The organism is Methanorbis rubei (genome assembly GCF_032714495.1).
GTDB classification, from domain to species: Archaea; Halobacteriota; Methanomicrobia; order Methanomicrobiales; family Methanocorpusculaceae; genus Methanocorpusculum; species Methanocorpusculum rubei.
In genome coordinates this window covers 275,205-299,484 of sequence record NZ_JAWDKB010000003.1, presented here as the reverse complement: position 1 = coordinate 299,484, position 24,280 = coordinate 275,205, and the positions used below count along the sequence as shown (strand labels likewise).

The window sequence follows — 24,280 nt, the reverse complement described above, 5'->3', positions numbered from 1 at the left end:
GCAAATCCACGCAAATCTCGCTCGCTGATGCTCGCTCCGCAAATCGCGTTTGCTATTTCGTCGCTCTCATCCCGCCGGATTCCGGCGGGCTCGTTGCTATCGCAACCGCGACGGCAAACGCTGGACGGCGCCAGTCGGGCGCCGCCTGTTGTTTATCGGATAATATTCATGGTGTGTCATTATGTCTGAAACTTTCAGATTGTCCTCACTTCGGATGCGATCCATTTAACCTATGGCGGCGCCCGACTGGCGCCGCCCAGCATTTGCAGTCGCGGTTGCGATAGCAACGAGCCCGCCGGAATCCGGCGGGATGAGAGCGACGGTTCGCAAATGCGATTTGTGGAGCCCGAAGGGCGAGATTTGCGTGGATTTGCGGTTTTCTTTTCACACGAGGCCACGCTTATCGCTTGCCCATTTACTTTTTTTTCAAAAAAAGTAACTAAATCTTTTTGTGAGAGTGCATAGTTGGCACCAACCTGTCACGCATTTACTCACTCTGATAGACAAACCAAACCGAAATATTCGAGCACGCCAACCTGCCAACCTAAAATGAAATCTTAGCACACCCATAGACCCAAGATTCAGTATATATAATATCCCCAAAAGAATCAGACAAAAATTATATTATAGGTTGGCAGGTTGGCGTAAGACGAGTATTACTCTTCATCTCTAAAACTACCAATAATACATCGACATTTACTTGGCGCAACCCTGCACAGCAGTTGGCGCTCGGCATCAAACCTATTCCCAAATGCAATAATGTAATTATTGTCCGCACCCAATACATACACTAAGAAATGTATCTTAAAATCCACAATATCCCGGGACAGGGTGAGGTCGTCGCAGTCTGTGACCGCGAACTACTCAATACCACGCTCACCTGCCCTGCCTGTGACATCATCGTCGACCCTGGATTCTATGGCAACACGCTTGTCGACGAAGCCGCAGTCCTCGCCGCCCTCACCTCCGCAGCAAATGCCAACCTCATCGGAAAACGTGTATGTGAACTCGCCATCGCCGCAGGACTCATTGACAAACAGTGCTGCATCATGATCGGCGACATCCCTCACACCCAAATCTACGGACTCTAAACAATGACCCTCACCTCAGGATTCTGCCCCAAATGCGGAGCACCGTCGGAAAACGGAGAGCTCTGCGGAAAATGCCGCGTAAAAGATACTGTCTGGGTAACAATGGAACCCCGCGTCATCTGCACCTACTGCCCGACCTGCGGCTCCACCAAAACCGCCGGCCTCTGGACCGACTGCCCGGTCGACCGTGAAGAACTCGCCTACAACCTTGTGAGCGGCGCAATATCCCTGCACAAAGATCTCCGTGATATCCAGAAAGATATCCATATCGTGGACATCAGCGTCAACCGATCCATTGCCACCGTCTTCGTATCAGGAAATCTCTACGGCGTACCGGTCGAAGTCACCGAAAAGATCAAAATCGTCTGGGCGCGTGAACAGTGTGACCGCTGCTGCAGAATCTCCGGCAGCTACTACGAAGGCATCATTCAGGTGCGTGCAAACGGAAGAAAACCCACGCCTTACGAACTCCGGAGAGCTGCCGAGATCGCCTACCAGATTGAAGACCAGCTCCAGACCGCAGGCGACCGCTTATCCTTCGTCTCCGACGTCGACGAACAAAAAGACGGGCTTGACATCATCTTCAGCTCACAAGCGATCGGCAACGCAATCTCTGTTGACATCTGCGGTGCGCTCGGCGGGTCCTTTACCACGCATCCGAAACTCGTCGGTGAAAAAGCAGGCATCAAACTCTACCGCGTCACCTACTCAATTCGGCTGCCGCGTTTCTCCCGCGGCGACATCATCAGACACGGCCGCGACTACTTCCAGATTCTCCGCCAGACCAAAGACATGCTCTTCGTCCGCGACCTAAAGACCGGCCAGTCCCGCAACTTCCGCGAGGATGTGGATGATCCCCTTTTTGGAAACATCAGAACCGCGGAAACCGCGATGGTCATCTACCGTGACGCAGGCATCCTCGGCGTGCTTGACCCTGTCACCCAGAAAACCGCAGAAATGCCGGATCATGCATGGATTGACGCCGACATCGGAGACTCTGTTCTCTTTGTGCGTGACGAAGACCAGCTGATTCCGGCAGGCAAATCCAATGAAAGTCCGCAGGATATTGAAGAGTTCGCTGCCGAATCTATCCAGGACTGAACCCTGGCGCGACAACAGCCGCAGCATCTACTGCGACGGCGAGTACGCCTATGTTCCGGTTCTGGACGGCTTGCCGTACGATCTTGAGATTCCTGACCGGACGCCGTACAAGGGCCCCGGCTACCAGCGACTCGGCGACACCCTGCTTTTGCACGGAGCGGCACCGACTGCTGACCAGCTTGACGACCTCATCGCATGGGAGCACCCTTCCTGCATTCTTCACCTACAGGAACATGCAGGTGTCATGCGGCTGCCGGAAACTGCTGTCCTCTACGGAAAACCGCATGACGTCAGCTTCTGTGAAGCAGGAATTTTTTACACGCTCAACCCTGCAGAGATCATGTTCTCGCAAGGCAACCGGCGCGAAAAAATGCGGCTGCGGTCTCTCGTGCGGTCAGGCGAAAAAGTTGCCGACATGTTTGCCGGCATCGGCTACTTCACCCTCAACGCCGCACTCAAGGGAGCCGAGGTGCATGCGATGGAGATCAATCGCGTCTCGTTCATGTATCTGATCAAAAATCTTCATGACAACGCGGTTCACCGCAGTGTTCATGCAGAGTGCGGCGACTGCCGCGATCTGCTTTCCGGCACCTACGACCGGATACTGATGGGACACTTTGACGCGATTGATTTTCTTCCGCACGCTCTTGCTCATGCAGCCCCCGGGACTATTCTACATGTTCACGGGGTCGGCGACCGGTCGGACGCGGTTGCCGCTGCTGTCGAAGGGGCAGGCTTTAGGTATTCTCTCAGCGAACATAAAGTAAAGAAGTACGCGAGCCGCACCTGGCACTGCGTATGGGATGTTGAACTGAAATGAACCGGACGCTTGAACACAAACGGATCGTGCTTGCGGTCACGGGCAGCATTGCCGCTGTTGAGACCGTGAAACTCGCTCACGAGCTGCGGCGGCGCGGCGCTGAAGTGATTGGCATCCTGAGTCCTGCGGCATGCGGCATCATCCACCCTGATGCGCTGACCTATGCGTGCGCGAGACCGGCGCTGACGAAGATCACCGGCATGGTCGAGCATGTCCTCTACTGCGGAGAAGGCGGGGAAGCCGACCTTCTTCTCATTGCACCGGCAACCGCGAACACGATCGGAAAAATCGCCTGCGGTATTGATGACACCATTGTCACCACGTTTGCAACGACTGCGGTCGGCAGAGGAATGCCGGTCGTCGTTGTCCCTGCGATGCATGAGTCGATGTACCGCCATCCGGCTGTGATCAAAAATATTGAGACGCTTCGCTCGATGCAGATCGAAGTGGTTCCACCAAGGATGGAAGAGGAGAAGGCAAAGATTGCCGGCATCGAAGAGATCTGTCTGTATGCGGAACGTGCGGTCGCAACGCGTCCGCTCGCAGGAAAACGTGTCCTCATCACGAGCGGTTCCTGCCGTGAGGAGGTTGATGATGTGAGGATTCTGACCACCCGATCCTCAGGGACGATGGGACGCGCCCTTGCGCTTGAAGCGTTCCGGCTTGGTGCCGAGGTGGCGGTTGTTGCAAACACCGCGGTCCACGGCGTGGTCCCGAATGTTCGGAACATCTGCATCACCAGCGCTTGCGATATGCATGAGGCGGTCATTCGCGAGGTTGCCGAGCACAAGCCGGATATCTATATCAGTGCTGCGGCGATCTCAGATTTTGCACCGGCCCGCACCGCGGGAAAAATTCCAAGCGGTGAGGCATGCGATCTCAGGCTTACACCGCAGCCGAAACTGATCTCCCGTCTGTACCACCAGGGAATCAAAATTGTCGGGTTCAAGCTTGGCGAAAACGCGGTTGCCGAGGCAGAGAAACTTCTCGAAGAAGAGGATGTTGTTCTTGTTGCGGCAAACAAGCCTGTCGTGATGGGGTCCCTGTCGGGAGAGTATCTGCTGATGAAGAAACATGCGAGCCGGACGGTCTCCGGCAGTAAAGCAGAAATTGCTCGGGAATTATGGAAGGAACTGCTGTAGCTTTTGCGCCGGGCCATATCTCGGGATACTTCAAACGCATCGACGGTGACTCGCCGAAGACCACCGGCAGCTGCGGCGCAGGCATTGTGATCGACCGCGGCGTTACCGCATCGGTAACTCCTTCTCCGAAAACTTCGGTCATTGTCACCGACCGAACGCCTGACGGCGAATCCCTGATCAGCTACGGCTCAGGTCTCATCGAAGAACTGCTTTCCGGTCTTGGAGTTTGTGCAAAAGTTGAGACAACGTCCGGTCTTCCGATTGGTGCAGGGTTTGGCATGAGTGCTGCGGCAATTCTTGCAACACTCACTGCGACAAACGCGGTGTTTGAACTTGGCATGAGTGCTGAAGCGATCTCAGAACTCGCTCATGAGACCGAGGTTGCGCACAACACCGGCCTTGGTGATGTGGCGGCGGCAAGCGGCGGAGGGGTTGCGGTCCGAAATGCTCCAGGAATTTTCGGAGTGAACAGCCGGTTTTTCCCAAGCGCTGAGATATGTTCAGTCACGTTTGGGTCGATATTCACTCCTGACGTTATCGGCTCGCCCGAAAAAATGGCTCAGGTCACTGCGGCGTTTCCTGTCGGGGAACCCGCGACGTTTACGGAGTTCATGATGAAGTCCCGGCAGTTTGCCGAGGCAAGCGGTCTTATTCCCGCACGAATTCGTCCGGTGCTTGATGCCTGCGATGAAGCAGGCATCCTCGCAAGTATGACGATGCTCGGCTGCGGCGTGTTTGCCGCAGCTGATGGTTTTGAAATTTTATCAGGGTTTGGGACTGCGGTTCCTTTGAAGGTCTGTCCGCACGGCCCGATACTTTTGGAGGTGTAAAGTATGTCTGATATTCCGACAAGTCATCCGCGCTATAAGTCGCTTATGACAAGACAGCGGCTTGCCGAGCATGCTGTAACTGGTGTTGTGTCCATGGAGGGGCTGACCTCCCACGGACGCGGCGAGGCATTTGATTATCTGATCGGGGAAAAAACTCCGGCGGTTGCTCTTGAGGCAGAGAAGCTCGCGGCCCGCGTGCTTCTTGCAGCCCGCCATCCGGTGCTTTCGATCAATGGAAACACTGCGGCTCTTGCGGCCCCACAGATTGCGGAGCTTCAGCAGGCGTCGGGCGCTGAGGTTGAGGTGAATCTGTTTCACCGAACCGAGGAGAGGATTACTCTGGTGACCAATGTTTTGCAGGATGCGGGAGTTGTGGTCTCCGAAGGACCGGTCGAGCGGTGCGTTCCGCTGCCGCACGACCGCGGTCTCTGCCGACCTGAGGGAATCGGTGACGCTGACGTTGTGCTCGTGCCGCTTGAGGACGGCGACCGGTGTGAGGCTCTGGTCGGTATGGGTAAAATTGTGATCACAGTTGATCTCAATCCTCTTGACCGGACCTCAAAGATGGCAACGATCCCAATCATCGATGAGGTCACGCGGGCACTGCCGAACATTGCTGCCGAGTGTAGGAGGCTGCGTGCGGCCGGGGATACTCTGGTGATGCCAGAGTCGTTTGACGGAAAATATTTCCTCGCCGGAGCGGTTGAGGCAATTGCGGAGACGCTGCGTCATGCTCTGGATTGAGAAGTACCGGCCAAAGACGTTTGATGAGGTGCTTGGTCAGGAGCCTGCGGTCCGTCAGCTGCGTTCGTATGCTGCAAGCGGCAATCTTCCACACTTAATGGTTATCGGGAGATCAGGATGCGGGAAGTCATCAGCCCTTGAGGCATTTTCGCGGGAATTTTATCCTGAGTCTGCATCAGAGAACACAACGGTGCTGCCGGTGTCGGTGATGTTTTCGCAGGGCCATGCGTATTTTTCGGAGAACGATAGGTTTACCGCGCTCTACCAGAAGGATAAGTCGGTGCTGGCGAACTTCAAGTACATCGTGAAGTGGCATGCGTCGTTGAAGCCGCTGTCTGCTGAGTTCCGGTTGATTATTTTTGACGGGGCTGGCGATCTGCCGAAGGATGCGCAGGCTGCTCTTCGGAGAATTATGGAGCGGTACAGCCGGACATGCAGGTTTGTGTTTGTGGCAAACTCGATGAGTTCTTTGATTGAGCCGATCCGCTCACGGTGTGTGCCGCTCTACTTCCTGCCAATCGAAAGTGCTCTGATGAAGAAGCGGCTGCTTGAAGTTCTCGCCCGCGAGGGGGTGCCTGGCGCAGTGTCTGAAGAGAGTCTTGAGATGCTGATTCTTGGTTCGGACGGCGACTTCCGCCGTGCGCTGGTGTGGCTTGAGCTGATGGCGCTGCACGGGGTTACGGAGCTTGCGGAGCTCTCTGACACCGAGACCGGAACGCTTGCGAATGCGGTTGCTGATGCATGCAGACGCGGGGATGATGAGGCGGCGCGAAAGATTGCGGAAAATCTGATGATCGAGTACGGGCTTTCAGGATCCGAGGTGCTTGGTCTTATCAGGGGAGCGTTTCGGGGAACGCTTACGCCGGATGCGGCACTGTTGTTTGCGGACGCAGATCTTGCGATTCGTGCGGGTTCGAATGAGTATCTGCAGATGAATGCGTTTGTTGCGGCTCTGTCTGCGATGGTTCGCGGATAGATTTTTTCTTTTTATTTTCCGACAATTTTTTGTTGTCTGGTTTTTGAATAGAATCTGGTCATTTTTCTTGTTTTATGATTATTTTTTCTTTTTAGTTGGTATTTTTTTTGCCAAAATATTTTGTTATATCCTAAGACAATAGTATTTAGCATAAGATCCCTAATGAATCTATCGTTTATTGCTCCGGAAATTGGGCGAAATGTCGAACCAATCAAATTTAGCATGTTTTTAAAAATTTAATCAATTTTTTGAGATTTCGTAATGTCTGATTTTCCCTCATATTTTTGCGGATGTATCCTTTCTTATTTTTCAAATTATTTTCAAATATGTGTGATTTTGTCTGTGTAATGTACGAGTGTCATTTCCTCTTGTCTTAGGATTCAATATATTTCTCTTCCATTGGGATTTGAATTAATCCTGGAATTGGCATGCAGTGAGTTCTGTGTCGGCAGTACAAGGCACCTCCCATTCACTCAATTCTGGGGCTGACACTTTTCGTGTCTGAAAAAGGAACATCGCAATCCTCCCCATGCACACATCACTTGGGAGATGCCTGCTGAAACCGATTATTTTGTACAATGATTTCGTTTTTCCCTTTACCATGTCCACTCAACACTGACTCGACCGATATTTTTTATAATACGCCAACAGCAGACAATTCGCCCGCTCACTTATTTTTTCAGAAAAAAAGAAACGAAATTTTTTTTGTCTCATCACATCACGTTGTAATTCGAAATATTCACTACCATGCAACTCCTGTTCAGAAAATTGTCTATGTGTCCTGAGGCGAAAAAAATCCGACAAAATATTTTCACCGCATCGTAACACAATTACAAAAAATAAAAATAAAAAAAATTACAACGAACAGTACGTCGCAAGTTTTCTGATCAGATTGTCCACCTGAACCTCGGCAAGACCAATGTACGCATCAGGATTCAGGAGACCGACAAGCTCCTCAGCAGACACGTACTTCACCACATCATGCTTTGCAGAAAGAATCTCGGCCAGCGGTTTTCCTGCGGCAAGGGCTTCCATACTACTCTCGCGAATGATCTCATGGGCATCCTGACGCGGCATTCCTCTTCGGGTCAGCTCAATCATCACCGACTCGGCAAGCGTAATTCCATGCAGCATCAAAAGATTTCTTCTGATGTTCTCCTGATTAATCACAAGATTTTCCAGAACTCCGGTCATCAGCTTCAAACAGTGATCGCAGAGAATCGTTGCCTCGGGAAACGTAATCCGTTCGCATGACGAGTTCGTCAGATCCCGTTCATCCCACAGAGTATTATTCTGCAGGGCAGGCTCAATCATCGCACGGACAATTCTTGCAAGACCGCAGACCTGTTCGCTCTTGATTGGATTTCTCTTGTGCGGCATCGTCGACGAGCCGACCTGTTTCTTACCGAACGCCTCTTCCACCTCGCCGATCTCGGTTCTCTGCAGAGATCTGATCTCAACACCGATCTTGTCCAGCGTGGTTGCGATGTTTGCAAGCATGAAGATGTACTCGGCATATCGGTCGCGGGAGATGACCTGGCTGGATACATCAACCGAACCGATCTCCAGATACTTCATCATTGCAGCCTGCACTTCAATACCGTGAGTTCCCATCGCCGCCATCGTACCAACCGCTCCGGTCATCTGGCCAACGACAACACGCGGACGAAGTTCACGCAGGCGATCGATGTGACGGGAGACTTCCGATGCCCAGTTGGCAAACCGCAGACCATAGGTTGTTGGAACTCCCTGTTGACCATGCGTGCGGGAGGAACAGACCAGACTTTTTGTTGAACCGGCACGGTCCAGCAGCACCGTGAGGAGAGCAACCAGCTTTTTCTCAAGCGTGGTGAATGCGTCTTTGAGCTGCAGACCGGTTGCGGTATCTAAAATATCGTTCGAGGTAGCCCCGTAGTGAATCCATCGTCCGGCATCACCGCAGACTTCAGAGATTGCCCGAATCATCGCCATGGTGTCATGGTTGATCTCGGCTTCAATCTCTTTTGCACGAAGGAGGGATGCAGAGAGAGCGTTCTGTTCGATGATTTTCGCATCATCGGATGGGATCATGCCGACTTCTGCCTCGGCATGGGCAAGTGCAATCTCTGCACGGACAAGACAGGTAAAACGATGCTCTTCGCTCCAGATGCTCCGCATTTCAGGAGTACCGTACCGGTAATCGATCGGATGGATTGCCATAACTGATGAAATTATTGGTGCTGAAATCATATCAAAGGTCTTGCTTAGACAGTTCTGTTCGCGAAGTCAGAACAGGTTTAGGAAAACTTGTGATATTCGTTTTTTGAGATTTCTTTTTATGTGGTTGTATTTTGGGTAACCAAGTATCGCATGCCTTTGGCCTGTTCACTGCTTCGCAGGAAAACACTGACCACACCATAGATTTTCCATCAGTGGAAATTATTTTTCCACGCGAAAAAAATATGATCAAAAATTCCCACAAAAAATATTTTCAGTCGCGGCGGATCTCAACCGCACAACTGCTGCGGCGAACTCTCGGCAGAACCGCGAGTTTATTTTCGTACTGTTCGCAGACAAAACCCTCTTTGGGCATCGGGTCGGGAACCGCAATACCGCGGCTGCAGCTCACATGATACTCGTAGCTGCCGGATTCTTTATTCATACTATACTCGTGCTTGTCAAGCGCCGTACAGGTCAGACAGGGAACTACCATTATCTAATACCATTTTCCTGTGACTGTATTAATCTAACGAAGAAAAATTACGGATGCTCCTCAGGCAGTCCCCAGACCACAAACGTCCGCACGACCGTGTCCGGTTCGGGCACTCCCTCAGGAAGCCGGATAACTCCGCAGTCTTCGGTCACACAGATGCGGTAGCGGGTATCCCACTCGTTTGACAACGTCACCGACCGTGAGTCGTACGCCTCACGCGAAAGTTTCTGCGTAAGAAACACCCCGTGCTCGGCATCCTCAAACAGCACATCCTGCATATACCGCATCGCATACCACCGCAGCTCGCTCATCAAAGCAAGTCCGCTCGACACGGTCGCCACCTCAACCGAGATGCCGAACTCCAGCTCCTTCGGATGATAAAAACGTAAAATATGCCGGCTGGTTTCTGAATCAGACAAAGTCCGATACAGATCCACTCCCGGCTTTCCGATACAGATCAGAAACATCTCACAGATACATTATATCCGGACGCTCATCATCTTTGTCCTGATGACGGATCTTGCGGATCGCTGCAATGAATCGTCCCTCATCGATGACCTCGGCCTCGTCGCGGATCGCAAGCATACCAGCCTCGCGGCAGATTGCTTCAATCTCAGCGCCGGTCAGACCTTCCGTCAGATGCACCAACTCATCGTAATCAATGCCGACCAGAGAACCCATCTCTGCCATCTTGCGGGTGTGGACCCGGAAGATCTGCATTCTTGCCTCTGCATCGGGCGCCGGAATTTTGATCAGCCGGTCGAATCGCCCGGGCCGGAGAAGTGCTGCGTCCAGCATGTCAGGCCGGTTGGTCGCTGCCATGATTCTGATGTTTCCGCGGTTGTTGAAGCCGTCCATCTCGGCAAGCAGCTGCATTAACGTTCTCTGAACCTCGGCAGAGCCTGAGGTTCCGTCGTTGGTCCGCATGCTGCCAACCGCATCGATCTCATCGATGAAGACGACAACTCCGCCGTTCGCGGCTGCCATGTCGCGTGCCATCTGGAAGAGGTCGCGGACAAGCTGGGCTCCTTCACCGATGTACTTGTGGACGAGTTCAGAGCCTGCCATTCTGAGGAACGGCACGCCGGCATTGTTTGCAATTGCTTTTGCAATCAGGGTCTTGCCGGTTCCGGGAGGGCCGTAGAGCAGAACGCCTTTGGGAGGAACAACGCCGAACCGCTCAAACGACTCCGGACGCGTCAGCGGGAACTCGACCGCCTCGCGGACCTCAAGGATCTCATCTTTGAGACCGCCGACATCTTCGAACGTGATCGTGGGCTTTGTGTCAAGCTCCATGACCTTGACCCTTGAGTCAACCGTGCTGCCGAGAACTTTGACTACGGAAAGGGTGTTGTTGACCGCAACTTTTGTTCCGGCTTTTACTTCTTTGTAGATCTCTTCGCTTGCAACGGTTACGTACTCCTGATTGTTTCCCTGCTGGCGGAGGTAGAGCTCTTTGCCGGGAAGTTTTTCTAAGACGACCGCGACGAACAGCGGCAGACGCTTGAGCTGGGAGTTTTCCTTCTTCAGCTGGGCGTTGTCCATTCTGATCTGGTTGTTGTCAGTACGCAGTGATTCGTTTTCCGCACGAACCGATCGGAGAAGTTTATTGAGAGACTCGTTTTCTTTGTGAAGCAGTCTCACTTCTTCAGACATCTGAGTAAACTTCTGGTTGAGATCGCTGTAGTCCAGTGCTTCCGGAGATATGTCTGCAACTTTTGCCCCCTTTTGCCGCGTATTGGTATTGAGTGCGTGAACTTCTTCGTCCATATCTTTACTGTATATTATGGGGGCTGGCTTTATATTCTATCTGATTGAGTATGGGATTTTACTGAATTTTTTTGCTTGGAATAGGAGGTCCGCGGTATGAAATAGCATAAGAAAAAGGAATTTTCTGTAGGCGGTTTCGTTTGGAGTAACCACGGAATGCACGGAAATTTCACAGAGCTTCACGGAGAAAATGCACGGAAGAATTATTGTTCGTTAGAACATTTTTACTCTCATGGAGGAAAAATTGCTCTATGAATCAGAATCCTATGAGATTCGCGGCGCCATATACGAAGTATATCGGGAAATGGGAATCGGCTTATTGGAAGCTGTATATCAGGAGTGTCTGGAAGAAGAATTTTTGAGGAAAAATATTCCCTTTGACTCCCAAAAGTCCCTTCCTCTAATCTACAAAGAAAAGAAACTTCAGCAAGCATATCGTCCTGACCTCATTTGCTATGACAAAATAATTCTTGAAATCAAGGCAGTCGACTCTCTTACTGGCATACATACAGCGCAACTTCACAATTACCTCCGACTTACCGGATATCGATTAGGATTTCTCATCAACTTCAATCATTTTCCGGGAGCTGAGATCAAACGAATCATTGTATAAACACAATACAATTTCCAAAAAAATTCCGTGCATTCCGGCGCCGCAGGCGTTCTCCGTGCATTTTGATTTTTTCAGTGAAGCTCCGTGAAATTTCCGTGCATTCCGTGGTTACTCCAAATAAAACCAAAGAAAAAAAAGTTTACACCCTGCGCACGGTCAGCTTCTTACCGAACACCTTCGTAAACAGTGCCGTTTCCGGCGCAAGACTCATCAGCTCCAGCGTCAGATCCGAACTTTCCGGCGCCGCAACATTGAGCGTTGCGTCGCCTCCTTTGCAGGAGTAATACACATCCGTCACCGAGACCGCATGGCTGCGGTTCAGAAGTTCAGCAGTCCGCAGAAATATTGCCATGCTTCGGACTCTGTCACGATCCTCAATACTCAGCGATCCGAACTCGGAGTCCTTTCGTCCGGGAAGTTTTTTGCGGTGATAGCGGACAATCTTTGCCATGATCTCAATCTCCCGCTGATCAAAACCAAGCAGCTCGGTGTTGCGGATAATGTACTCGCCATGCTGGTGATGGCCGATAAACGAGAGAAAGTCTCCCACATCATGCAGCCAGGCAGCGTTTGCGAGAAGCTCCCGCTCCCATGCCCCGTAGTTGTGCAGACCGCAGAGTTTGGCAGAGTCAAACATCGTGAGCACATTTTTCTGCACAGCTTTCGCATGATCCTCCTCAAGCCGGCAGTAGCGTCCAAGCTGCAGAATACTTGCATCCTTTACCGGCATCTGCTCAGACTGGGGAGTTCCCGGTATCACTGCAAGATAATCCATCAGGATTCCTTCCCGTAAGCCCCGGTCGCTGATCTCCAGCTGCGGGATCTTCAGGGTCTTCATCACCGCAAGAAGAATCGCCGCTCCCGCAAGAATGATATCCGCACGTTCCGGATTGATGCCGGGAACCCTTCTCCGCTCTTCAAGCGACAAGGAGCTCAGATACGTGAACAGTTTGTCGAGGTCCGCAAGAAGCAGAACAAGTTTTTCGCTGCTCTCCTCTGCATGATAGAGACGCTGCGCAATCTCTGCGAGGTTGATGGTGGTGCCTGAACTGCCGACTGCACGCGTAAACGGATGCTCGGATATTCTCTGAAGGGCAGGCATTGCGACTGTCATAATCCGGTTCATCATCTTGGTCTGCTTCTTCTGCGGCAGTGCTCCGGAAAAATTCTTTTTGATGCACTGATTCGTGATTCGGATTGCGCCAAGCTGCATGCTTTCCAGCGTTGAGTACGAGTACTGACCGCCAACGATGAGCTCGGTGGACCCTCCGCCGATGTCGATGAACAGCGCCTGATCGTTCCCAAGACTCATGCCTGCCGCAACGCCGAGATGAATCAGTCTTGCTTCTTCTTTGCCGCTGATGATCTGAATCTCAAGACCGAGATCTGATCGAATCTGATCAACAATCTCCTGAGCGTTCGTTGCCTCCCGCATTGCAGACGTTGCCATCATGACAAACTCTGCGTCGCCGAAGGTTCTCGAAAGATCAACGAACCGTTTCAGCACAAGAACCAGACGGTCGATTGCTTCCGGCATAATTTTTGCAACGCCTGAGATGTACTCATCCTCACCGAGCCGAACGATGTCTTTGATTCTGCTCAGCATATGATACGCACCGTTTGGACTGATGGAAACGACCAGCAGTCGTGCGGAGTTCGTGCCGATATCGATGAATGCAACTATTTTGTCGGTCATTTGTCCTCTTCTGCTGAAGTTACGGAAACGGTCTGCGGCATTTTCGTCAGCTCCGGCATATTTCCTGCCGCAGCGTCTGCTGCTTCGTCAAAGTCAAGCCCTGCCCCAAACATTGCGGTGAGTTCTTTGTTCTTTGCAAGACGGGCAAGCGTCTCTTCAATGTTGTAGGGAACCCGGATGTGATGAAGGGTGAACGGATCTTTTGTTGCGAGAAGATATGACGCACGAAGGTCTCCATCTCCCGATCTCCCGCCGCCGCCGGTGTTGGTGATCCAGACACCGTGAACTTTTTTGGCGAACGGCCGGTGGGTGTGACCGCAGATGATAACATCCGCGTCAGTTTCAGCAGCCAGCTGTTCAAGCTGTGCGTCTGAGGTCTCGGAACAGACGTTTTCAAATGACTTCGGATGATGCACCACGACGATTCGCAGATTTTCCCACAGGAATCGTATCTCGGCAGGAAGCCCTGCGAGTTCGGCGCGGGAAGCGGGCGAGAGTTTCTTCCAGGTTTTTTTGTGGAGAACAAACCTGCGGGGATCAAACTCCTTCGGACACTCCTTTACTTTCCCTGCAAGAAGAATTGCTTCTTCTGCGTTGCCGCAGACACCGTTTGCGTTCGCGGACGCAAGTGTTCGCATGGTTTGTTCGGGGAACGGTCCAAACCCGATGACGTCTCCTGCATAGATGAAGGTCTCACATCCCCGACTTTTTGCGTCCGCGATGATTGCCGAAAGTGCTGGAAGGTTTGCATGAATGTCAGCAAAGAAGGCGATCGAAGCAACTCCTTTCGGTAGTGAGAGTGTCTGAAGTCTGAGATCTTCGAGCGGCTTGATCAGATTTTTCTCGAACTGGTCCCAGAGTCCTTCGTTCTTTTTCCAGAACACGTTTACATCAGCATGCAGCTTCGAGCGTTTTTCCGCACGGTCGACTTCAAGATTCTCAAGTCCCGGACGAACCGCCGCAACAAAGGCAGTGTTTCCAAAGTAAGCGATACTCTTCTCCTCTTCTTCTTTCAGGAAAATCGGCAGGAACTCTGTCCAGACATCGCAGTCATGCATGTCGCCGAGATAATCCTGCAACTCTTTGACCATTCGGATTGCCAGCGCAAGTCCGTCGCCGTAGAGGTCCTTGTAGGACTCCATGGTGTAGCGAAGTTTTTTTGCGGCGATACGCATCTCGTGATGTGCGGCGACACGTTCCGGGTCAGCGAGGGCTTTTGCGTAGAGAAACACATTCTCGCGGCAGAGGCTGAGGTTATAGTAGGCCTCGCGGTAGGAGAATGGAGTTTTGGTCTCGGTCTTCTCCATTTTTCCGTGGATAACGATCTCCATGCAGGTTTTCTGGATCGACTCAACGGTTTTTGACTGCTCGAATGCTTCGACCGCTTTGATGACATCGCCCTGCAAACCGGCACGTTCCTGCATCAGTCTGAGAGTAAGGCACTCAATACCTGCCCTGAGCTCAGGTCCCATCTGCTGTTCCTTTGGAAGTTCAGGTTCCTGAATTTTTGGCAGCTCGGGGACCTCGGGGACTCCTGCAAAGAATCGTTTTATTCTTACGAACAGACCGGTCTGCTCTTCCTCTGCCGGAACCTTCGGTTCCGGTAGGAGGGGAATCTCATTCTGCTGGGGGTTGAGCAGCTCCTGATACTCGAGCGGCAGGAACCGCGGCATACCATCCGGTAGTGCGGTCTTTGGCAGTTTTTCTAAGTAAGAACGCAGGAACGCTATCTGCACATCAAGGTCGCGGGCACGTCCGAGCGAACGGGTGATCTGCTTCACCTCTTTTTCCCATGCCCGGTACTCTTTCTCTCCGAAACATCCGGCAAACAGCGGCAGAGCAGCCCGAAGTCTGCGGGACGCGACCCTCATACGATGAATGTACTCGATGTCGGTTCCCGCTTTCACGCCGGCAGACTCGCCTGCCATATCTGCTGCAAGCTGGAGCAGAGCTTTTGCGCCGTAAAGTCGGTATCCTTCGTCGATGTCAGTAGTCATGCCAAATTCCGCGGTGTTCCATCATCCACAACTGTGAGTTCAACGGCTTTTCTCCTTCTTTTGGAAGGACCTTCTCATAACTTCCGTCGATGTGGAGAACCTGCGCCTGGGCGGTATCTCTAAGATGCATCTCCAGAATCGTTCTGATGATCATATCCTTCAGATAGGTGTTTTCGACCGGGAAGAGAATCTCCACGCGTCTCGACAGATTTCTCGGCATCAGATCAGCACTGCCGAGAAGCACTTCCTCGTCGCCGCCGTTTTTGAAGTAGTATATACGGGTGTGTTCGAGGAATCTGCCGACGATGGATATCACCCGGATGTTGTCTGAGACTCCGGGAACCTCAGGTCGCAGACAACAGACGCCGCGAACGATTAAGTCAACCTTGACGCCTGCCTGACTTGCCCGATAAAGCGCCATGATACACTCCTCGTCAACGAGTGCATTGAGTTTGAATGCGATGTATCCGTCGCCGAATCGTTTCTGCTGCTCGATCTCGCGATCGATTCTGGCGATCAGTTCCTTTCGCATGGTTCCAACCGTTCCATGCGAAACCAGCAGTTTGCGGTAGCCGGTTTTCTGCGAGTAGCCGGTGAGGGCATTGAAGAGATCGGCAATGTCTGCTCCGATATCAGGATCGCAGGTAAACATCGAGAGGTCTGTGTAGATGCGTGCGGTCGATGCGTTGTAGTTTCCGGTTCCCATGTGGGTATAGGTCTTGAGTCCGTCATGTTCGCGGCGGACGACCATACACATTTTTGCGTGAACTTTGAGGCCGACAATTCCGTAGATGACGTGAACGCCAGCCCGCTCAAGCGAACGTGCCCACTCGATGTTGTTCTCTTCGTCGAACCGCGCCTTGAGTTCGACGAGGACGGTGACCGGTTTTCCTTCTTCGCGGGCTTCCATTAAGGCGTGCACGATCGGCGAGTTCTTTCCGGTGCGGTAGAGAGTCTGTTTGATTGCGAGCACGTTCGGGTCATGGGCTGCCTGCCTGACGAACTCGACGACCGGACTGAAGCTGTCGTAAGGGTGGTAGAGGAGGAGGTCGTCGCGGGAGACTGCGGCTGCCATTGTTTCTTTGCCGAGACATGCGGGAAGGGCGGCTTTGAAGGGGACGTCCTTGAGGTCAGGCCGGTCGATGTCCATCAACTCCATCAGGTCGCTCATGCCGATGAGGCCGCTGTGGGAGACGTAGACCTGGGTCGGCATGAGTCTGAGTTTGGTTGAGAGGATTCCGCGAATCCATTCCGGCATTGCAGCGTGGACTTCGAGACGGGACGGGGTGCCGATTCTCCGCAGTTCAACGCTTGACTCGATTGCGGTCAGGAGATCGGATGCTTCGTCTTCTTCGATCTCCATGTCTGCGTCTCTGGTTACCCGGAAGACGTAGGTGTCTTTGACTTCCATTCCAGGGAAGAGCATCTGGATGTTGGAGGCAACAAGGTCTTCGAGGACGACGTAGTGGTACTCGGAGTTGTTTGCGGGGGGAATCATTCGGTTGTTGGGGATGCGGATGAATCTTGGAAGTGTTCCTTTGGGAACTTTGACCCGGGAGAAGACCTGACCGCGGGTGGGATGGTTGATGACTACGGCGAGGTTGATGGAGAGGTTTGAGATGAAGGGGAACGGGTGGGATCCGTCGAAGGTCATGGGGGTGAGTATGGGAAATATCTGGGTGTCGAAGTAATTTTTGAGGTACTCCTGCTGGTCGGGGCCGAAGTCCCGGAATTTGTGGATGTAGATTCCTTCGCTGGCGAGGGCAGGTTTGAGGTCCTGACTCCAGCAGCGGCAGGACTCGGCTTGCAACGGGATGATGGTTTCGAGGATCTCTTTCATCTGCTCGGTTGGGGTCATGCCGTCTGCGGGGCGTTCGAGTACTCCTCCGCGAATCTGGCGGAGAATTCCTGAGACCCGTATCATCATGAACTCGTCAATGTTGTTGGCGAAGATGGAGAGGAATTTGATCCGCTCGAGCAGCGGGTGGGTGAGGTTTGCCGTTTCTTCGAGGACGCGGCGGTTGAACTGTATGAGGGATATTTCCCTGTTGATATAGAGAGACTTGTCCGTGAGACTGATGATGTCTTCGGAGGTTTCCTGATTTTGTTCGGGGGTCATTGCGTGATCTCCTGCTAAGTAGTACTATGTATATTTGTCCCCAATGCGTATCAGTCCTTTCTATGGAAACAATATGGGAGAATGGTTTCTATTGTGTGTGTTTATGATGGTAAGGAAGGAGATACCAGATACCATCGCTCACTGCTCACTGCTCACGGTTGTTTGAATGAGATATTTTGGTTTGGAATATTTTTTTCTTTCCAGACAATACATTAGTTTATATATTTTTAGAAACATATATTAACACGAGAGTACTTACGGAGCACTGTTGTGTGTTTTGAAAGTGTGCGGGATTTTTTTTTGGTTTGGTGGTTTGATGTTTTTTGGTTGAGCAGTGAGCACTGAGCAGTGGTATCTCCACCCGATCCTCGTCGGAAGAAGAAAACACTTCCCAATCAAGGTGATGTATCACCTACTTTTTTCTTAATATAATCGAATACTGTCGGCAATGATTTCTTGATATCAATGTCTGAAATATTTATGAATTTTCCATCAAAGACATCTCGTTTCTGCATAGCAGGATATATTAGGAAATTATATGACCTGCTATTGGAAATAATTACCAAATGTTCGTCTTCGAGGCTAATTTCAATACCACATTCTGATAATGAGAACCTTTTCATCAGTGATTTTGCCAATTTTTCTTGAGTTACTATGCCTATAGACTCACGAATTTTTCCAGACACCCCCCACTCCAATAAATCAAGAGCAGCAAAACGATCAAGATCGGCATGGCGACGTTGATTCCAATAATGCTTCAGACAATTGTGACAAGCAGACTCACAATTACAGCTTTCGAGCTGTTCTCTCACAGCAGTAATCAATTCCTCAGACTGATTTAATAAACCTGAGGAATATCCAGCCCCACTGGAAAGGCTATCATAAAGGTAGATATCAAGGAAAACACTCTCATTTGATTTATGAATTCTATAGCCTGCATTTAGATCGGTGAATTCTATATCCAGAACTCTGCTCGCCGCCAAACGGAAAGATTCGGTAAGTGTTACTGCCGCATTATATATCCACAACCCTTCTAGGTTCAATTTATGGGGATCGAGTTCAAATTCGAAAACTACCATGTCTGTGTTAAAGGTGTGACCAAGATAAACATCTGCGAATGAATGGAAACAAGGTTCTCCTTTTCTTCCATAGGTCAAAACATAGGGGCGGCCTAATTTATCCTCTTTGTTGGGTTTCGACTCTTCATCATTCTGATTATCTAATTTGGGGATAATTACCTCTGATGCACCACATTTTTGACAAACTCTAAATCCATTTCCGTCGACTCCTTTGTTTATAATAGTAATCTTATCCGAACGGTTTGCAGCTTTCAGATGTGCACATTCGCGGACATTCTGTAGATCCTTTGAGGTTGGTTCTGCAAAATAACATGGTTCTTCAGCATAGGAATACTCTACTTCAGCCCATGCCTCCGGAATGCTTGCATGATTTTTTGGTGCAAAACCCCATGGTTTGAGTAAATTTTTTTGTTTTGAAATTGCTTCTCCACAGAATGGACAAATATCATTGTGAGGTTTTTCCGTAGCTGTCCATTTGCATTTGGTACACTCATAGAGATTCATGATGTATTTTGGGTTCTGGAAATAGGGTTCAGCCTGATTTTGAGAATTAATACTTCTTGCTATATTGTTGTAAATACCTCCTACTTTGTAGGTTTTCTTATTAATGACAAGAATTTTTCCTGGTGCGTATTCACTGATTGCAATGTCCAAAGAGCGTTCAGGTCTTTGTTCCACCTTTCCCGTGCTATTTTCCACATAAAATCCGACTACATTTTGCGGGAATGAATAGGTAGGTAAAATACCTTCGGAACTGAGATGATCCAGTAACGTGGTTTTCTCACCAGACTCTTTTGAGATTTGTACATCATTTGATAGATCCTGTAGTCTCCCCAACAAATTTTTCTTATAATCAGGCATTTCCTTTGTGAGGATGATCTTCAATTCTTTGGAGTCATAGACAAAATTCTCAAGATATGCCTTGAAATTCTCGTAATACTCATCAAAAAATTTATGAACAGTACATCTGTCCAAATCTGTACCTTTCTGAATGAGGAACTGATTGATTATCAGTAAATTTAAGTGGCGTTGAAGAAGTTTTTCATTATTAACATCTATCCATGGAAGACGTGCGTCTCCTGCAATGATATTTTCTGGATGATTAAAATACCATCCATCGTGTGGACCATCCTGAGCATAGGTAACAATAGTTGAAAGAGAGGAACCGCGACGACCAGCGCGACCAGCTCTCTGTTGATAATTATCTCTTTGCGGCGGAACATTTCTCAGACTGATTGCTGTTAATGATCCAATATCGATACCCACTTCCATTGTAGTGGTACAACTCAATACATCAATCGGTTCTTCATTATCCCCAAGAACATTCTGAAAACGCATCTCGTAGTTTTCTGTTGTAGACCAGGTATTATCGCGTTGATCTTTATACGATAATTGGGCAGTATGTTCTTCTGTATTGATGGTCCTGATAGATGTTCCGGAATTTGTCTTAATTGCTTCGAGAATGGGATTTCTCCAGAATTTATATCTATCAAGATCAGACACAGATAGCTCATCACATCCCTTATGTCCGCAATGCACACAATGTCCCCAAAGTGTGGTCGGGTGAATTTTTGCACATTTTTTACAGCGATACCATGGTTGTGTATCGTCGAAGTTTAAAGCAATTTTTTTTTCAGAAAGATAGTATGTACGTTTTTCTTCATCCCCACCTATCACAAAAAATTTCTCCTGCAATACATTCTGAATTGATGCAATATCATCATCTGAATATTTATGATCAGCGAGAATACGTTTAAACTGACGAGGCATTTCCTGAATTTTATTTCCTTCCACTCCAAAACGGCCAAACTGCCATTTGGTGATGTTTCTTCTCACCTCATCATTAATACTTTCAGAAATGGCATAGCTATCAGTGGCGTAATGATGAACCCATGCGGAAAATAAACTCTGAAATTCATCTTCATTTATATATATTCCCTTCTTCTCAAGAACATCAATGCAATCCTCGATATATTCATAATCACTTGGAATCAGCCAACACATTCCGATATCAGTTAGTGAACGATATGGGGAGCAAATATTCTTTAATAATTGTTCTGAGTAGAGACCAGGTTTATTTGTGAAATCCTTGGTTAATTTTTCATAGTCCAGAGGACGATTTCTTTTTTCAGCACTAGATAGAGCATCATGAATAGTCTTCCATCCTTTTTTGAAGCCATCCTTATCACTACCATAAAACAACATCAAGTTATTTTTTTGCGTGATCTCAAGAAACGCGGGATACAACTGATCAAGAGTGATAGGTTCTTTTTTAATTTCACTCCAATCTTGAAGTTTTTTTGCAGCCAATACGAGAACAGCTCTGGCAGCATCGTCATCTGCAGATCTAGTCATATCCTTTGCCAGAGTGGCAGCCCGTTGCCTGCTATCAGAGAACAGAAGAACTTTTCTTCCGGCATTGGGATGTTTCTCGACAATTTCCGGATCGAAAATGACCGGAGGTTGTGCGTGAAGTTGTGACGACACGATGTTGTAAAAAGGCTCATTGCCCTTGGTAGAAAAGTTACTCAATGATAAGTTGTCTAACCTTTTACCACATTTAGGACAGGATTTAAAGGTGTACTGTCCTGGTTTTTTAGGTATTTCATTGTATTCAAATGCAACGTGTAAATATGCCTCTTTTTCCCTCAATGTCTTATCCCTATGGAGAACTCCGGTATAGGGATCAAGCCATCCCTCCTTCCTATTATCCTTTTTAACATCAGAACCATCAGGAATTACATAAAGATGGATTTCTCGCATATTTTTTCCATAGAGACTCCCTGATGTACTCCAAAGATCAATAGTAACCTTTTCACTGTCCCCTTTTTGCATGAATGCTTTCAGATATAGCGCTCCGCATCGTCTGTCGTTGATGAGTTCATAAATCTGTCCGCCACATTCACAGATGTCAGTAGAAAGTGCTGGATAAATTTTGCCCAGAGTGATACCGTCTCCGGTATGTTTGTGTGGGCAATTTGGATTAGAACAGGCAAATAATCCCTCTAACCCGCGGAAAAAGAGATGCAGTCTGGCTGGGAATAAGACTTGACCATCATTATTTTTCGCAATCGGGAGAACTGCAAGAAGAATTTCCACACCTCTCAGTGCAGACTTGCTATCATCATCCGGAAAAACTGCCTCTGCCAGATCATGAATGGCCACTGCCTTTCCGGTAGATTTTTCCAGCAGTTTTTGTACAGGGAGATAATCGGGAAGATGGTTATACAAACATGACTCATAATCGGAGAGTTTCTCTGATTTTGGAATCGGAAGATGAATCGCATTACAAAATTGGTGAAGAGTCTGAATTTTTTTATCTTCTTCTCCTTGTAGATCATCGATAGAGATACCGACAATATCATTAGACGAAAAATTTAGTGATGCCCCATTTGTAAATTCTTTTCGTTTTCCAGAAATAATTGCAAACTTTTTGTCGAAATTTCCAGCAGTAATGTCTTTCAGAAACTGTTGCAGTTTTTCTTCCTGATCCGAGTTTTCATGAGGGATACTGGCACTGGTTAAAATGAACCGAAATTTATCCCGTCCGACTCCGAGTCGATGCATAAGACGTCGGATGAGAAGCGCCACCTCACCACCTGCCGAACCATGATACATATGTGCTTCATCAATGACGATAAGTAATGTATTCTTCTCTGAAGCTGCAAGCCAGCTACGAGTATTATTCCAGATTTCTTGTTCAATATCACGAATAAGCATATACTGCAGCATCGTGTAGTTTGTTACAAGAATATCTGGGCAGCTCTTCTGCATTTCATGGCGGGTTATGAGCTCCGCATCATTAGAGGTATCAGGATGATTTCCTTGGATTAATTCATTCACATAATTCTGAAGATTAGCTTTCGCGGGATAACGTCCAAGTTTTTTCAAAGCAGACTGATATTCAGACGATGAAGCAAGAATATCTTTTTGAAGAGTCTCGGCAAACTCACGATCCTTCGATTTCGAATAATTTCCCGGATAAGGAGTTCTTCCAGTGTACATTCCAAACTGTGGTCTCCTAACGTTGTCATCAGTTACCAGTTCGTGAAAACATCGTATGAATTTTTTATCATAATCACCGATCATTTTCCTCAGGCGACTAACCTGATCTGCAACCAAGGCGTTCATTGGATACAGAAGTAATACTCGAACTCCTCGCATTTCCCATGTCTGAGGAGAATTCGATGCTTCAGAAATGAGACTGGCAACCATAGGCCAGGTAAAACATTCTGTTTTACCCGAACCTGTTCCTGTAGTCACCAAAAGATCTGAACCATGATAAAAGGCTTCAAGAGCTTCAATCTGATGGATGTATGGTGTCTCAAATACGCCGATATGCTCTTTGCTCAATCTGAGAAGAATTTTTTTGATGTCATCTGGTAGATTGGCAGCGTTTAATCCTCCTGCATAGAGTTCATATGGGATATTGGCCTCAATATACGGATCCTGAGAAAGAAGATGATTTGTACGAAATAACTCCTCTTCTGCATCTAACAGAAGATTGTTTTCGCCAAAATATTGTGATCTGATGTAATCCTGTAATTTTTCCAAGAGAATTTTGTGAATATTTTGTACACTATATTGATCAGTCATGGGATATCACCACATTCAAAGTGAGATTTTGAAGAAGTTTTTCAACACTGGTGAGTGTTTCTATTGGTCCGATAAACAGTCTTTTATCCTGAATATGTTCTTTAGGCCAACAGAGCATATACAAAGCGTACTGTTCAATGTCCGGAAGATGTGAGGGTAGCCTGAGGGTAAACATATCTTCATCGACGTTAATACGTACTTTTGGTATTTTTCCATACATTGCCCGAAGACCATAGTAAAATCTCCGGTATTCATGGCAATCCATAATCCATTTTGGAAATCCTGCAATGTACATTTTGTCGTCTTCCAAGAACACACAACCATAATCAGAGAAATTATCTCTATATAACGTCATCTCTAAATTTTCTGGTAGTTCCTGTATCCATGCATTTGAATTTGTTCCCCAATGTCTGTAATTAAAGTATTCTCTGGTTGTCGGGGGATTTGTACTTTCACACATATGCATGTTGACATATTTTTTGTATCGTTTAGTGTACTCGTCGGCAGAGTATTGGGGTATGGAAAACATTTCGGAAAAATTCCATAATTCAATGTCACTGGGAAAACTGGTATAGGTTCCAAGACCGATGATCTGCTCTGGTTTTCGATCGATCCAACCTCGATAAAGATACAGATTATCTGTTATTTCAGCACATTTTTTCATCGAGTATTGCAAGGTATTTTCCTGATTTGGAACTAAACACCCAGCACCAATCAGACGATTTCTTATTTCCTGAACTGGGGGTAATATATTTTTCGTGTCCATTTCAGGATAAAACCAAGTTTTTTGCTCTGGAAATAACTCGAGATATGCATCAAGTATTTTTTGACATTTTTTCGTTACAGAATGTTTTGTTGCTCCAACCTGTTCTTGATACAAAGAATCATCAACAGCATTATCGTAACAGGCAGTTTTTATCCATTCTCCTATCCCTGAATATATTAAACGAGAATAATAGGATGTATTTGCTTCATTTTCAAACTGATAAATCCCCATGTCTTGGGACATTTGAT

At 48.6% G+C, this 24,280-nt stretch carries 18 protein-coding genes; 9 read left to right on the top strand and 9 right to left on the bottom strand.

Annotated elements, in window-relative coordinates; all coding sequences use genetic code 11:
- The 8 genes from McpCs1_RS04920 to McpCs1_RS04885 all read left to right on the top strand — a co-directional run.
- Positions 1-189 (top strand): hypothetical protein (locus tag McpCs1_RS04920; RefSeq protein ID WP_338096147.1); only part of this gene is annotated, 189 nt, incomplete at its 5' end.
- A gap of 608 nt (positions 190-797) precedes the next feature.
- Positions 798-1,091, top strand: coding sequence for a DUF424 domain-containing protein (locus tag McpCs1_RS04915; RefSeq protein ID WP_338096146.1), 294 nt, complete (start codon positions 798-800; stop codon positions 1,089-1,091).
- A 3-nt stretch (positions 1,092-1,094) separates the two neighbouring features.
- Complete coding sequence (locus tag McpCs1_RS04910; RefSeq protein WP_338096145.1) at positions 1,095-2,192, top strand: 60S ribosomal export protein NMD3; 1,098 nt, start codon at positions 1,095-1,097, stop codon at positions 2,190-2,192.
- Positions 2,140-3,012, top strand: coding sequence for a class I SAM-dependent methyltransferase (locus McpCs1_RS04905; RefSeq protein ID WP_338096144.1), 873 nt, complete (start codon positions 2,140-2,142; stop codon positions 3,010-3,012). Before McpCs1_RS04910 ends, McpCs1_RS04905 begins: the two co-directional genes overlap by 53 nt.
- Positions 3,009-4,154 carry a bifunctional phosphopantothenoylcysteine decarboxylase/phosphopantothenate--cysteine ligase CoaBC gene (gene coaBC / locus McpCs1_RS04900; RefSeq protein WP_338096143.1) on the top strand — a complete coding sequence of 382 codons (1,146 nt, stop codon included), beginning with the start codon at positions 3,009-3,011 and terminating at the stop codon, positions 4,152-4,154. Before McpCs1_RS04905 ends, coaBC begins: the two co-directional genes overlap by 4 nt.
- Positions 4,136-4,984, top strand: a complete 849-nt coding sequence (locus McpCs1_RS04895; RefSeq protein ID WP_338096142.1) for a GHMP family kinase ATP-binding protein — start codon at positions 4,136-4,138, stop codon at positions 4,982-4,984. The genes coaBC and McpCs1_RS04895 overlap by 19 nt, the downstream gene beginning before the upstream one ends.
- Positions 4,985-4,987: 3 nt before the next feature.
- Complete coding sequence (locus McpCs1_RS04890) at positions 4,988-5,728, top strand: 4-phosphopantoate--beta-alanine ligase (protein WP_338096141.1); 741 nt, start codon at positions 4,988-4,990, stop codon at positions 5,726-5,728.
- Positions 5,715-6,704, top strand: a complete 990-nt coding sequence (locus McpCs1_RS04885) for a replication factor C small subunit (protein WP_338096140.1) — start codon at positions 5,715-5,717, stop codon at positions 6,702-6,704. Before McpCs1_RS04890 ends, McpCs1_RS04885 begins: the two co-directional genes overlap by 14 nt.
- An 855-nt stretch (positions 6,705-7,559) precedes the next feature.
- Here the strand turns inward: McpCs1_RS04885 and purB are convergent.
- The 4 genes from purB to McpCs1_RS04865 all read right to left on the bottom strand — a co-directional run bounded on the left by purB (position 7,560) and on the right by McpCs1_RS04865 (position 11,052).
- A complete protein-coding gene (gene purB, locus McpCs1_RS04880; protein WP_338096150.1) occupies positions 7,560-8,903 on the bottom strand; it encodes an adenylosuccinate lyase in 1,344 nt (447 codons plus the stop codon).
- A gap of 271 nt (positions 8,904-9,174) precedes the next feature.
- Positions 9,175-9,396: a hypothetical protein gene (locus McpCs1_RS04875; RefSeq protein ID WP_338096139.1), complete on the bottom strand. Its 222-nt coding sequence runs from the start codon at positions 9,394-9,396 to the stop codon at positions 9,175-9,177.
- A gap of 47 nt (positions 9,397-9,443) precedes the next feature.
- Entirely contained in the window at positions 9,444-9,863 is a 420-nt protein-coding gene (locus McpCs1_RS04870; protein ID WP_338096138.1) for a DUF5804 family protein, read from the bottom strand.
- A 1-nt stretch (position 9,864) separates the two neighbouring features.
- Positions 9,865-11,052, bottom strand: coding sequence for a proteasome-activating nucleotidase (locus McpCs1_RS04865; protein WP_420847069.1), 1,188 nt, complete (start codon positions 11,050-11,052; stop codon positions 9,865-9,867).
- 346 nt (positions 11,053-11,398) lie between these two features.
- On the opposite strand from McpCs1_RS04865, the gene McpCs1_RS04860 reads away from it, so the two are divergent.
- On the top strand, positions 11,399-11,779 hold the full coding sequence (locus McpCs1_RS04860) for a GxxExxY protein (RefSeq protein WP_338096136.1): 381 nt from the start codon (positions 11,399-11,401) through the stop codon (positions 11,777-11,779).
- A gap of 139 nt (positions 11,780-11,918) precedes the next feature.
- Here McpCs1_RS04860 and McpCs1_RS04855 read toward each other — a convergent pair whose 3' ends face one another.
- From McpCs1_RS04855 to McpCs1_RS04835, 5 genes are all read right to left on the bottom strand, one after another.
- The gene (locus McpCs1_RS04855; protein WP_338096135.1) at positions 11,919-13,475 is read right to left on the bottom strand and encodes a Ppx/GppA phosphatase family protein; all 1,557 of its coding nucleotides are present in this window, start codon (positions 13,473-13,475) and stop codon (positions 11,919-11,921) included.
- The gene (locus McpCs1_RS04850; protein WP_338096134.1) at positions 13,472-15,472 is read right to left on the bottom strand and encodes a CHAD domain-containing protein; all 2,001 of its coding nucleotides are present in this window, start codon (positions 15,470-15,472) and stop codon (positions 13,472-13,474) included. Before McpCs1_RS04850 ends, McpCs1_RS04855 begins: the two co-directional genes overlap by 4 nt.
- Positions 15,462-17,591: a polyphosphate kinase 1 gene (ppk1, locus tag McpCs1_RS04845; RefSeq protein ID WP_338096133.1), complete on the bottom strand. Its 2,130-nt coding sequence runs from the start codon at positions 17,589-17,591 to the stop codon at positions 15,462-15,464. Before ppk1 ends, McpCs1_RS04850 begins: the two co-directional genes overlap by 11 nt.
- 395 nt (positions 17,592-17,986) lie before the next feature.
- Positions 17,987-23,266 carry a DEAD/DEAH box helicase gene (locus McpCs1_RS04840; RefSeq protein ID WP_338096132.1) on the bottom strand — a complete coding sequence of 1,760 codons (5,280 nt, stop codon included), beginning with the start codon at positions 23,264-23,266 and terminating at the stop codon, positions 17,987-17,989.
- Positions 23,259-24,275, bottom strand: coding sequence for a hypothetical protein (locus McpCs1_RS04835; RefSeq protein ID WP_338096131.1), 1,017 nt, complete (start codon positions 24,273-24,275; stop codon positions 23,259-23,261). The genes McpCs1_RS04840 and McpCs1_RS04835 overlap by 8 nt, the downstream gene beginning before the upstream one ends.
- Positions 24,276-24,280 lie beyond the last annotated feature (5 nt).

What these genes read in the sequence shown, in the direction of transcription:
- coaBC (WP_338096143.1), top strand. Translation starts at nt 3,009, where the DNA reads ATGAACCGGACGCTTGAACACAAACGGATCGTGCTTGCGGTCACGGGC.
- McpCs1_RS04860 (WP_338096136.1), top strand. Translation starts at nt 11,399, where the DNA reads ATGGAGGAAAAATTGCTCTATGAATCAGAATCCTATGAGATTCGCGGC.
- McpCs1_RS04865 (WP_420847069.1), bottom strand. Translation starts at nt 11,052, where the DNA reads ATGTCTGAAGAAGTGAGACTGCTTCACAAAGAAAACGAGTCTCTCAAT.
- McpCs1_RS04895 (WP_338096142.1), top strand. Translation starts at nt 4,136, where the DNA reads ATGGAAGGAACTGCTGTAGCTTTTGCGCCGGGCCATATCTCGGGATAC.
- McpCs1_RS04855 (WP_338096135.1), bottom strand. Translation starts at nt 13,475, where the DNA reads ATGACCGACAAAATAGTTGCATTCATCGATATCGGCACGAACTCCGCA.
- McpCs1_RS04905 (WP_338096144.1), top strand. Translation starts at nt 2,140, where the DNA reads ATGAAAGTCCGCAGGATATTGAAGAGTTCGCTGCCGAATCTATCCAGG.
- McpCs1_RS04910 (WP_338096145.1), top strand. Translation starts at nt 1,095, where the DNA reads ATGACCCTCACCTCAGGATTCTGCCCCAAATGCGGAGCACCGTCGGAA.
- McpCs1_RS04835 (WP_338096131.1), bottom strand. Translation starts at nt 24,275, where the DNA reads ATGTCCCAAGACATGGGGATTTATCAGTTTGAAAATGAAGCAAATACA.
- McpCs1_RS04885 (WP_338096140.1), top strand. Translation starts at nt 5,715, where the DNA reads ATGCTCTGGATTGAGAAGTACCGGCCAAAGACGTTTGATGAGGTGCTT.
- McpCs1_RS04890 (WP_338096141.1), top strand. Translation starts at nt 4,988, where the DNA reads ATGTCTGATATTCCGACAAGTCATCCGCGCTATAAGTCGCTTATGACA.
- ppk1 (WP_338096133.1), bottom strand. Translation starts at nt 17,591, where the DNA reads ATGACCCCCGAACAAAATCAGGAAACCTCCGAAGACATCATCAGTCTC.
- McpCs1_RS04870 (WP_338096138.1), bottom strand. Translation starts at nt 9,863, where the DNA reads ATGTTTCTGATCTGTATCGGAAAGCCGGGAGTGGATCTGTATCGGACT.
- McpCs1_RS04840 (WP_338096132.1), bottom strand. Translation starts at nt 23,266, where the DNA reads ATGACTGATCAATATAGTGTACAAAATATTCACAAAATTCTCTTGGAA.
- McpCs1_RS04850 (WP_338096134.1), bottom strand. Translation starts at nt 15,472, where the DNA reads ATGACTACTGACATCGACGAAGGATACCGACTTTACGGCGCAAAAGCT.
- McpCs1_RS04875 (WP_338096139.1), bottom strand. Translation starts at nt 9,396, where the DNA reads ATGGTAGTTCCCTGTCTGACCTGTACGGCGCTTGACAAGCACGAGTAT.
- purB (WP_338096150.1), bottom strand. Translation starts at nt 8,903, where the DNA reads ATGGCAATCCATCCGATCGATTACCGGTACGGTACTCCTGAAATGCGG.
- McpCs1_RS04915 (WP_338096146.1), top strand. Translation starts at nt 798, where the DNA reads ATGTATCTTAAAATCCACAATATCCCGGGACAGGGTGAGGTCGTCGCA.